Below are 9,509 nucleotides of genomic sequence, written 5' to 3'. Positions count from 1 at the left end.
AGCTGACCACACACGCGGGCATTCCTACGTGAGGCACCGCTTCACGCACGCGGGCATATTGACATGAGGCACCTCGGGTCGTGCGACGGCCTGCCTCGACCGGACCGCGGATGGGGTGAGGCAGGCCGCGAGCGGCGCGGGCGCTCAGGCCCGCACCGGCTCCGGGCGCGCGGCGGGCGCCGCGGCCAGCTGCCGCAGCGAGGCCGGACGGCGAGCCGCGCGCACGCCGTTGAGGATGACGAGCACCTCGGCCACCTCGTGCACCAGCACGACTCCGGCCAGGCCCAGCACCCCGAACAGGGCGAGCGGGAACAGGACGATGATGATCGCCAGCGCCAGCCCGACGTTCGCGGTCATGATGCGCCGCCCGCGCCTCGCGTGCGCGAGAGCTCCAGGGATCAGGCGGAGGTCGTGGCCGGTGAAGGCGACGTCGGCTGACTCGATCGCTGCCGCCGACCCCTTGACGCCCATCGCGATGCCGACCGTGGCGGTGGCGAGGGCAGGGGCATCGTTGATGCCGTCGCCGACCATCGCGGTCGGTCGGGATGCCACCAGGGCGGCGATCGCGTCGGCCTTGTCCTTGGGCAGCTGCTCCGCCCGGACGTCGCGGATGCCCGCCTCCTGCGCGATCGCGCGAGCCGTGCGGTCGTTGTCGCCCGTGAGCATGATCGTCTCGATGCCCTGATCGTGCAGCATCTGCACTGTCGCCGCGGATTCCGGCCGCAGCTCGTCCCGGACACCGATCAGCCCGGCGATCCGCCCATCCACCTCGACGACCACCACGGTCATACCTCGTGCGGCCATCGTGTCGGCCGACGCGCGGAGGTCGCCCGGGTCCAGCCAGCGAGCGTTGCCGACACGGATGGTGCGCTCGTCGACGCGACCGGTCATGCCGTGCCCGGCCTGCTCGTTCACGTCCGCCGCTGCCGCAGTGCTCGGTGCGGCGGCGATGATGGCCGCTGCGAGCGGGTGGGTGCTGGTCGCCTCCACCGCCGCCGCCCAGGAGAGCAGGTCGTCCCGAGCGACGCCGGGTGCGGGCTGCACGTCGGCGACGGTGGGCTCGTTGCGGGTGAGGGTGCCGGTCTTGTCCAGGGCGACCGCTCGGATCGTGCCCAGCTGCTCGAACGCCTCCCCGGACTTGATCACCACACCGAACTTCGAGGCTGCGCCGATCGCGCTGATGACCGTGACCGGCACGGCGATCGCGAGGGCGCAGGGCGACGCCGCGACGAGGACGACGAGGGCGCGTTCGATCCAGGTCCACGGGTCGCCGATGATCACGCCGAACAGGGCGACGAGGCCCGCGATGATGAGGACCGCCGGGACGAGGGGCCGGGCGATCCGATCGGCGAGGCGTGCTCGGTCGCCCTTGCGGGCGTGCGCCTGCTCGACGAGCGCGACGATCTGGGTGAGCGAGTTGTCCCGCCCGTCCGCGGTGGCCTCGATCCGCAGCGTGGCGGACCCGTTCACCGAGCCGGCGAGGACGGGGTCCCCGGGGCCCACCTCGACGGGGATCGATTCGCCGGTCACTGCGGACGTGTCCAGGGCCGATCGGCCGTCGACGACCACGCCGTCGGTCGCGATGCGCTCGCCGGCGCCGACGACGAGGATGTCGCGCTCGCGCACCTCTGTCGCGGGGATCACGACGTCCGCGCCGGCGCGGGACACCCGCACGGTGTCGGGGATGAGCGAGAGCAGGGCGCGCAGGCCCTCCTTCGCGCGGTCCATCGCCCGGTCCTCGAGTGCTTCGGCGACGGAGAACAGGAAGGCCAGCGCGGCCGCCTCGCCGACCTGGCCGAGCAGCACTGCCCCGACCGCCGCGATGGTCATCAGCAGGCCGACGCCGAGGCGCCCGCGCAGCAGCCGGCGGACAGCGCCCGGCGCGAAGGTGTACGCGCCGGCGATCAGCGCGAGGGCCTGCAGGATCGTTGCCGCGAGGGGGACGCCGGTCCATTCGAGGATGTATCCGGCGAGGAGGAGCACCCCGGCGATCGCGGAGGGCAGCAGCGCGGTGTCACGCCACCACGGCGGGCGCACCTCGAAGTCGTCGGCGACTGCTTCCGCGCCGGGGGCCGGGTCTGGTCCGCAGCACGCGTCCCCATCGCCTCCCGCCGGCGCATGCGCGCGGATCGGGAAATGGGCATCGTCGGGTCCGCAGCTGGCGTCACCGGTCGGACTCGGGCGAGCGGCCTCGATGCGACGGACGGTGCTCGCCTTGCGCGGCTCGTCGGGGCCGCAGCACTCGTCGCTCACAGTGCGCCGCCTGCAGTCACCGTCGCGCAGCAGAACGGCACGTCGCAGTGCTCGTCCGTGCACGGTGCACCGTCGTCGTACGCGAGCACGGTGTCCACCAGGAGCGAGATCGCCCGGACCAGGTGCGGATCGGCGACCTCATACCGGGTCTGGCGCCCCTCCGGTGTCGCGACCACGATCCCGCAGCCTCGCAGGCATGCGAGATGATTGGAGACGTTGGTCCGCGTCAGGTCCAGCGATTCGGCCAGCTTCCCAGGGAAGCCCGGTGCTCGGAGGAGCTCGAGCAGGATCCGGGAGCGGGTCGGATCCGCCATCGCACGGCCCAGACGGTTCATGACATCGACACGAGTCGCGAGAGTCAGCATGCACTGACTATACACTCGATGCTGACCGGTCCTCGCCTGCAGGGGATGCCAGGGCACGGAGCCGGGGGCCGATAGGCTCGAGTCGCTCGCGTGCCGGTTCGCGATCGTCCCGCGTGCTCTGCGCCCGCGCGCGCCCCCATCATCGAGGACTACCGCCCATGCCCAGACTTCCGTCCCTCCTGGAGCCCCGCAGCGCCGGTTCATCCCCTGGTGGGTCGGCGGCCGGCGCTCGCCTGACCCGGGCGCCGCGTTGCCGCCCCTGCGCGCGAGGGTCACGATGACGCGCAGGCGAGGGCTCCTCGTCGCGGGCGTGGTGGCCATCGCGGCCTGTGTCGTGGACCAGGGCACGAAGGCCATGGCGCTCGCCGGGTTGAGCGAGCAGGAGCGCATCCCGTTGATCGGCGACCTGCTGGGACTCCAGCTCGCGTTCAACCCCGGCACGATCATGTCTCTCGGATCCGACAGCACGTGGGTGTTCACCGTGCTCGGAGTCGCGGCGACGATCGCGCTGTTCTTCGCCGCGCGCCGCGCGACATCGATCGGTTGGGCGACCGCCATCGGGTTCGTCTGGGGCGGAGCGGCGGGCAACCTCATCGATCGTCTCTTCGCCCCGCCCGGCTTCGGCTACGGCTACGTCACCGATTTCCTCGCCTACGGCAATCTCTTCATCGGCAATCTCGCCGACGTCGCCATCGGGATCGGCGTGGGGCTCGGCCTCCTCCAGATGCTCCGCAGTGAGCGAGCCCGGTCGCGCGGTGAACAGCGACCCGACGAGCTGCCGCAGCAAGAAGCGGTCTAGGCGGCGGGGGCGATCGACGACGCGGTGAGCGTGCCCAGTGCGCTCGTGCCCGAACCCTACATCGGTGAGTGTATAGTCATCGTATGCTGACTATAAGTGATCGCCTGGACGTGATGAACCGGCTCGGCCGCGCGATGGCCGACCCGACCCGTTCACGGATCCTCATGACCCTGCTCGACGGTCCGATCTATCCTGCGGCGCTCGCCCGGGAGCTGGATCTGAGCCCATCCAACGTCTCGAACCACCTGACGTGCCTCCGCGAATGCGGCATCGTCGTGGCCGAGCCCGAGGGGCGCCGGACCCGGTACGAGATCGCCGACACGCGGCTGACGCGCGCGCTCGCCGCCCTGCTCGACACCACCCTGGCGGTGGACCATGCAGTCGAGTGCATCGACTCCGAGTGCGCGTTCCCGGAGCGCTGCACGGCGGAGGTCACGGCGTGATCCTGCTCTCCATCGTTCAGGCGATCGGCTTGTTCCTCGCCACCAACATCGACGACATCATCGTGCTCTCGCTGTTCTTCGCGCGGGGCGCCGGGCAGCGCGGCACGACGGTGCGCATCCTGGTCGGGCAGTACCTGGGGTTCGCGGCCATCCTCGGCGCCGCCGTCCTCGTCACGCTCGGCGCCGGAGCGTTCCTGCCTCCCGAGGTCATCCCATACTTCGGCCTGATCCCACTGGGGTTGGGACTGTGGGCCGCCTGGAAGGCCTGGCGTCGCGATGATGACGACGATGACGACGAGGCCAAGATCGAAGGCAAGAAGGTCGGGGTCTGGGCCGTGGCGGGAGTCACGTTCGCGAACGGCGGCGACAACATCGGCGTCTACGTCCCGGTCTTCCTCAGTGTCGGTCCTGCTGCCGTGGTCGCGTACTGTGCCGTCTTCCTCGCGCTGGTGGGAGTGCTGGTCGCGGCAGCGAAGTTCATCGCCACACGGCGCCCGATCGCAGAGGTGCTGGAGCGCTGGGAGCACATCCTGTTCCCGATCGTGCTGATCGGCCTCGGCATCTTCATCCTGGTGAGCGGCGGGGCCTTCGGGCTCTGACCTGCGCAGCAGGGGCTCCCGGGGCGATCCAGTCTGGTCGCCCCGGGAGCCATCCGCCTCTGCGTGCGAGCGCGACCGCACCTAAGACTGAGGCGACCTGAAGCGGTGGCAAAGGCGTCCGCCTCGTCCGGCGACTACGTTCGCGCTTAGCACTCGTCGTCGATGTCGAGCAGCACCTTGCGGCGGTCGTACTTGTCGGCGATGAGGCCGGAGACCGGCACGAGCAGCAGCTGCGGGCCGAACTGCAGCGCCATGTTGATGCCGACCGCGGTCGCGTCGTTGGCGGTGAGCACCGTCAGCACCGTCCACGACAGCGCGGTCGACTGCATCCACGCGCCGACGTTCGAGATGAGCGCGCCGGTGAACCACGTGCGGTAGTTGAACAGCCGCAAGGACCGGAACATCATGCTTCGGCCAGCCGCTCGATGAGGGGCACGGCCTTCTCGAGGATCTCGCGCTCGGCGGGATCGAGCCGCTCGATGGCGGCGGCGAGCGCGCGGTTGCGGCGCTCGCGGGTCTCGGCGATCATCGCGTCGCCCTTGCCGCTGATGCGGAACACGACCATGCGGCCGTCGCTCGGGTGGTCGCTGCGCTCGACGTAGCCCATGGCCTCGAGGTGCTGCAGCGTCTTCACCATGCTCGGCGGCTTCACGCACTCGGCCGCGGCGATGCGGGCGAGCGTGGGCTCCTCGAGCTGCTGCATCGCGCCGAGCGCCGAGAGGTGGTGGAGCGAGAGCGACTCGTCGACCCGCTCGCGCCGCATGCGGCGCCCCATGCGCACGAGCGCGACGCGGAGGGAGTCGGCGAGCGCGTTGGAGGGCATTTCGTTCGTCTACCTCACGACCTCGGGGGTCGTCCACCGCGGCCGCGGCCCCTCGGCGCCGACTGGGGCGGCTGCGCCCGACCGGGGCCGGCGCGCCCGCCCCCGTCGGGCGCAGCTGCCCCGGTCGCCGGGCCGGCGGCGGTCAGTCGTTCGAGGCGGCGGATGCGGCCGAGACGACCGAGACGGAGTCGGCCGGAGGTGCGGGCACGGGCTGTGGGGCAGGCTCGGGCGCGGGGGCCGGCGCGGGGGCCGGCGCCGAGGACGCCGAGGGCGTCGCCGTCGCGGACGGGGTCGCGGTGGGCGATGGCGCCACGATCGGGCTCGCCGCGGCCTTCTCGAGCATCTCGGCGACGGCGTCGCCGGCGCCCTGGCTCACCGCGTCGCCGCGGATCTCGGCGCCCGCGATCGGGGTGCCCGTCGCATCCTGCACCGACATCGCGTTGGCCACGCCCATCGCGCCGATGCCGAGGGTGCCGAGGCTGAGCACGCCGGCGCTGCCGACGAGGATCCACTGGGAGCGCTGCATGCCTCAAGCATCCCCGCCGCGGGTGAGGCGTCGCCGAGGCTCGCATGAGAGCTCTCTCATGATCGCCCGAGGGGGCCGGGGTCGAGGAGCAGGGCGCCGAGATCGAGCTGCGCGCGGGCGGTGTCGAGCTCGCCCCGCTCGGCGGGCCCGAGCGCGTGGGCGAGCACGTGCACGGCGGTGCGGTGCGCCACGCGCGCGGCGCCGGCGCGGCCGTCGGCGAGCCAGCGCGCGGCCGCCGCGTCGAGCAGCCGGCGGAAGCCCGCCGCGCGCTCGGCGTCGGCGCGGGCGAGCGCGATCGATGCGACCAGGTGCCCGAGGAAGGCCGCCTCGTCGTCGGCCGGGTCGCCGAGTCCCGCCGTGTCGATGTCGATCAGTCCCGAGACGGCGCTCGCGTCGGCCTCGTCGACGAAGAGCTGCCCCACGTGCAGGTCGCCGTGCACGGTGCGCCGGGCGTCGTCGGGCACGGCGAGGGCGGATGCGTCGGGCTCGGCGAGGCGCGCCTCGAGCGCCGCGACGAGCACGAGCGCGTCGCCCGCCTCTGCGCCGCGCCCGTCGGCGCAGCGCGCGAGCGCCGCCCGCAGCCGGGTCAGGTACCAGTCCTGCCGCAGGGCGAGCGAGTGCCGCGCGTCCCGCCCCACGTCGACCGCGCCCATCCGCTCGCGCAGGGCATCGATCGAGTCGAGCAGCCGCTCCGGGTCGAGCTCGTGCAGCCGTGACGTGAGCGGCACGCCCGCCGCGGTCTCGGTGAGCACGATGCCGAGCTCCGACCAGCCGGTGATGTGCGGCACGGGCACCCCGCCCTCGCGCAGCGCCTCCTGCAGCCGCACGATCGCGGCCGACGACTCGGGGCGCACGATCTTGAGGTACGTCTCCCGGTCGCCCGCGCGCATCCGGAACATCGCCCGCTTGCCGGGCCGGTAGACGAGCAGCTCTGGCCGCCGGTCGATCGAGACGCCGAGCCGGCCCATGAGGGTCGCCGCCGCCTCGGGGAACGACGCGGGGGCGAGCGCGGGCAGGCGCGGGTCGGCCGGGTGCAGCCAGATGCGGGCCTCGGGATGCTCGGGGTCGCCGAGCACGAGGCCGGTCTCGGCCTCGACGCGGCGGCCGGAGGTGTCGACGTACCAGTAGCGGGTGGCGGGGGAGCCCGCGGCGCCGGCGCCGGCGCCCGTCTCGTCGCGCAGCTCCTCGAAGCCCGTGAGCGACCCCGCGCCGAAGGGCTCGCGGCTCAGCACGCGGAGGCGTCCCTGCAGCTCGTCGCCGAGCGCGTCGCGCAGCAGCTGCTCCTCGGCGCTCGCGCGCGCCGTCGACCGATCGCTCTCCACGCTCCGATCTCACCAGATCCGCGGGCCCGCCGGGCGCACGTGAGGCTTCTCTCACGCAGGCGCCCGCGCCGAGGCCCGCGCGGTTGAATGGGGGCATGCCCGCCGGAGCCCGACCGAGCCTGCGCACCTGGACGGTGCGCTCGCGCATCGTCGGGCTGCTCACGCTGCTGTCGCTCGTGACGGTCTTCGTCGCCGGCGGCGTCGCGTACGTCGTCGAGCGCAGCCGCGTGCTCGAGCAGATCGACCGCAACCTCGAGGCGGCGCTCGACGCGGGCGGCTTCACGGTCGCGCAGCAGGAGTGGGAGTCGGCCGACCAGGCGCTGCAGGCGATCGTGCAGCGCCTCGCGCCCGACGACAACACGGGCACGCTCGGCATCGTCGACGGCAGCGCCGCGTGGAAGCCGGGCGTGCAGACCGACGTGCAGCTCGAGGCGCTGCCGGGCTTCGTCGAGCGCATCGTCGCCGAGACGGCCGGCGGTGAGATCGTGATGGGCACCTACGCGCAGGACGGCCGCACCGTGCGCTACCTCTCGGCGCCCGTCATCATCGGCGAGCCGGCCGCGGGCGAGCCGCCGAGCGCGGTGTTCGTCACCGGCTACGACGTGGCCGCCAAGCTGGCCGAGCTCGACGAGGCCGCCCGGGTGTTCTCGCTCACGGCCCTGCTCGCGACCGCGGCGACCTTCGTCATCGGCCTGCTCGTCTCCGGTCGGCTGCTGCGGCCCATCCGCCGCATGCGCGAGGTCGCCGAGCGCTCCTCCGAGGCGAGCCTGACGGAGCGCATCCCCGTCGGCGACAGCCGCGACGACGTCTCGCAGCTCGCGGTCACCGTGAACGGCATGCTCGATCGGCTGGGCGGCGCGCTCGACAGCCAGCGCGACCTGCTGCGCGACGTGGGCCACGAGCTGAAGACCCCCATCACGATCGTGCGCGGCCACCTCGAGCTCGTCGACGAGCACGACCCGGCCGAGGTCGCCGAGACGCGCGCGCTCGTCATCGACGAGCTCGACCGCATGGCGCGGCTGGTCGACGACCTGCGCGCCGCGGCGCGGCTGCGCGACGCCGACGCCTTCGCGATCCGCGAGACCGACCTGGCCGCGCTCACCGAGCAGATCGCGATGAAGGCCCGCGGCGTCGAGGGCGCGGCGCTCGAGGAGCGCGTCGAAGCCGCGCCCGTGCTCGCCCGGCTCGACCCGGGCCGCATCACGCAGGCGATGCTGCAGCTCGTCGCCAACGCCGCCCGGCACGCGCAGGGCCCGATCGCGATCGGCTCGCGGCAGCGCGGCCGCGACGTCGAGCTCTTCGTGCGCGACCGCGGGCCGGGCGTGCCCGACGAGCTGAAGGCCGTCATCTTCGAGCGCTTCCGCCGCGGGGTGGCCGAGGGCCGCGGCGACGGCGGCTCCGGCCTCGGGCTCGCGATCGTCGCGCTCATCGCCGAGCGGCACGGCGGCAGGGCGTGGGTGGCGGATGCGGGCGCCGGCTCCGAGTTCGTCCTCACGCTGCCGGGCGCGGTCGTCGCGCCGCCGGCGCAGGGCGCCGCCGCGGCGCCCGTCGCGCCCCCGCCCGTCGCGCCGCACCCGGCTCGCCCAGGTGCCGCAGCGCATCCGACCCCCGCGGCGGCGAGCGGGGCCGCCCGCCCGGGTGCGCCGACGCATCCGCCCGCCGACCCCGCCGCGACCCGCGCGACCCCCGAGGAGCAGCCATGGCATCGATCCTGATCGCCGAGGACGAGGCGCGCATCGCCGCGTTCGTCGAGAAGGGGCTCACCGCCGCCGGCTACTCGACGCGCGTCGCCCCGACGGGCACCGAGGCGCTCGACCTCGCCCTCACCGACGAGTTCGACCTGCTCGTGCTCGACATCGGGCTGCCCGGCATGGACGGCTTCGAGGTGCTCTCGCAGCTGCGCGGATCGGGCTCGACGATGCCGGTCATCATCCTCACCGCGCGCGCCGGCGGCGCCGACACCGTCGCGGGGCTCGAGGGCGGCGCCGACGACTACATGCCCAAGCCCTTCCGCTTCGACGAGCTGCTCGCGCGCGTGCGGCTGCGGATGGCGTCCAACGGCTCGGCCGCCCATGCCGCGGCGGCGCTCGCGCACCAGGGGCTCGAGCTCGACATCCGCACGCGCCGGGCCAGGGTCGACGGGCGCGAGGTCGACCTGTCGGGGCGCGAGTTCGCGCTCGCGGAGGAGCTCGTGCGCAACGCCGGCCAGGTGCTCTCGCGCGAGCAGCTGCTCAGCCGCGTCTGGGGCTACGACTTCGACCCGGGCTCCAACGTCGTCGACGTGTACGTGCGCTACCTGCGCAACAAGCTCGGTGCCGACCGCATCGAGACGGTGCGCGGCATGGGCTACCGGCTGGTCTAGCCGCTCGGCGTCGCCCC

The 9,509-nt window shown here is 73.5% G+C and carries 10 protein-coding genes and 1 pseudogene; 5 read left to right on the top strand and 6 right to left on the bottom strand.

The annotated features are described in order from the left end of the window. Positions 1-144: 144 nt before the first annotated feature. Together AC1RNL_RS02070 and cmtR (AC1RNL_RS02065) are read right to left on the bottom strand one after the other, a co-directional pair. Positions 145-2,037: a heavy metal translocating P-type ATPase gene (locus tag AC1RNL_RS02070; RefSeq protein ID WP_492934269.1), complete on the bottom strand. Its 1,893-nt coding sequence runs from the start codon at positions 2,035-2,037 to the stop codon at positions 145-147. 212 nt (positions 2,038-2,249) lie between these two features. Then, a complete protein-coding gene (gene cmtR / locus AC1RNL_RS02065) occupies positions 2,250-2,618 on the bottom strand; it encodes a Cd(II)/Pb(II)-sensing metalloregulatory transcriptional regulator CmtR (protein ID WP_492934268.1) in 369 nt (122 codons plus the stop codon). A gap of 277 nt (positions 2,619-2,895) precedes the next feature. Here cmtR (AC1RNL_RS02065) and AC1RNL_RS02060 point away from each other — a divergent pair, with 277 nt between their 5' ends. The 3 genes from AC1RNL_RS02060 to AC1RNL_RS02050 all read left to right on the top strand — a co-directional run bounded on the left by AC1RNL_RS02060 (position 2,896) and on the right by AC1RNL_RS02050 (position 4,459). After that, a complete protein-coding gene (locus tag AC1RNL_RS02060; RefSeq protein WP_492934267.1) occupies positions 2,896-3,417 on the top strand; it encodes a signal peptidase II in 522 nt (173 codons plus the stop codon). Positions 3,418-3,500: 83 nt separating this feature from the next. Then, the gene (cmtR, locus tag AC1RNL_RS02055; RefSeq protein ID WP_492934266.1) at positions 3,501-3,860 is read left to right on the top strand and encodes a Cd(II)/Pb(II)-sensing metalloregulatory transcriptional regulator CmtR; all 360 of its coding nucleotides are present in this window, start codon (positions 3,501-3,503) and stop codon (positions 3,858-3,860) included. After that, positions 3,857-4,459: a cadmium resistance transporter gene (locus tag AC1RNL_RS02050; RefSeq protein ID WP_492934265.1), complete on the top strand. Its 603-nt coding sequence runs from the start codon at positions 3,857-3,859 to the stop codon at positions 4,457-4,459. Before cmtR (AC1RNL_RS02055) ends, AC1RNL_RS02050 begins: the two co-directional genes overlap by 4 nt. Before the next feature lie 167 nt (positions 4,460-4,626). On the opposite strand, the pseudogene AC1RNL_RS02045 reads toward AC1RNL_RS02050, so the two are convergent. The 4 genes and pseudogenes from AC1RNL_RS02045 to AC1RNL_RS02030 all read right to left on the bottom strand — a co-directional run. Continuing rightward, positions 4,627-4,863: pseudogene (locus AC1RNL_RS02045) on the bottom strand (MFS transporter); the annotation flags it as partial. Continuing rightward, complete coding sequence (locus AC1RNL_RS02040) at positions 4,863-5,282, bottom strand: MarR family winged helix-turn-helix transcriptional regulator (RefSeq protein ID WP_492934264.1); 420 nt, start codon at positions 5,280-5,282, stop codon at positions 4,863-4,865. The gene AC1RNL_RS02040 and the pseudogene AC1RNL_RS02045, both read right to left, overlap by 1 nt. 142 nt (positions 5,283-5,424) lie before the next feature. Beyond that, positions 5,425-5,808 carry a hypothetical protein gene (locus tag AC1RNL_RS02035; protein WP_492934263.1) on the bottom strand — a complete coding sequence of 128 codons (384 nt, stop codon included), beginning with the start codon at positions 5,806-5,808 and terminating at the stop codon, positions 5,425-5,427. A 56-nt stretch (positions 5,809-5,864) separates the two neighbouring features. After that, the gene (locus AC1RNL_RS02030) at positions 5,865-7,130 is read right to left on the bottom strand and encodes a phosphotransferase family protein (protein WP_492934262.1); all 1,266 of its coding nucleotides are present in this window, start codon (positions 7,128-7,130) and stop codon (positions 5,865-5,867) included. 95 nt (positions 7,131-7,225) lie between these two features. Between AC1RNL_RS02030 and AC1RNL_RS02025 the strand changes: the two genes are divergently transcribed. Together AC1RNL_RS02025 and AC1RNL_RS02020 are read left to right on the top strand one after the other, a co-directional pair. Then, on the top strand, positions 7,226-8,845 hold the full coding sequence (locus AC1RNL_RS02025; protein ID WP_492934261.1) for a sensor histidine kinase: 1,620 nt from the start codon (positions 7,226-7,228) through the stop codon (positions 8,843-8,845). Then, positions 8,830-9,492 (top strand): response regulator transcription factor, encoded by a 663-nt coding sequence (locus AC1RNL_RS02020; RefSeq protein WP_128189329.1) that lies wholly within the window; start codon positions 8,830-8,832, stop codon positions 9,490-9,492. The genes AC1RNL_RS02025 and AC1RNL_RS02020 overlap by 16 nt, the downstream gene beginning before the upstream one ends. Positions 9,493-9,509 lie beyond the last annotated feature (17 nt).

This window comes from Agrococcus sp. GW821-FHT14H11 (assembly GCF_058803545.1).
Note: the sequence above shows the minus strand (reverse complement) of the source record. Positions and strands in the feature narration are given on the sequence as shown.

Bases quoted from the DNA above. Each gene is read 5' to 3' on its own strand.
- cmtR (WP_492934268.1), bottom strand. From the start codon at position 2,618: ATGCTGACTCTCGCGACTCGTGTCGATGTCATGAACCGTCTGGGCCGT.
- AC1RNL_RS02060 (WP_492934267.1), top strand. From the start codon at position 2,896: ATGACGCGCAGGCGAGGGCTCCTCGTCGCGGGCGTGGTGGCCATCGCG.
- cmtR (WP_492934266.1), top strand. From the start codon at position 3,501: ATGCTGACTATAAGTGATCGCCTGGACGTGATGAACCGGCTCGGCCGC.
- AC1RNL_RS02040 (WP_492934264.1), bottom strand. From the start codon at position 5,282: ATGCCCTCCAACGCGCTCGCCGACTCCCTCCGCGTCGCGCTCGTGCGC.
- AC1RNL_RS02035 (WP_492934263.1), bottom strand. From the start codon at position 5,808: ATGCAGCGCTCCCAGTGGATCCTCGTCGGCAGCGCCGGCGTGCTCAGC.
- AC1RNL_RS02025 (WP_492934261.1), top strand. From the start codon at position 7,226: ATGCCCGCCGGAGCCCGACCGAGCCTGCGCACCTGGACGGTGCGCTCG.
- AC1RNL_RS02020 (WP_128189329.1), top strand. From the start codon at position 8,830: ATGGCATCGATCCTGATCGCCGAGGACGAGGCGCGCATCGCCGCGTTC.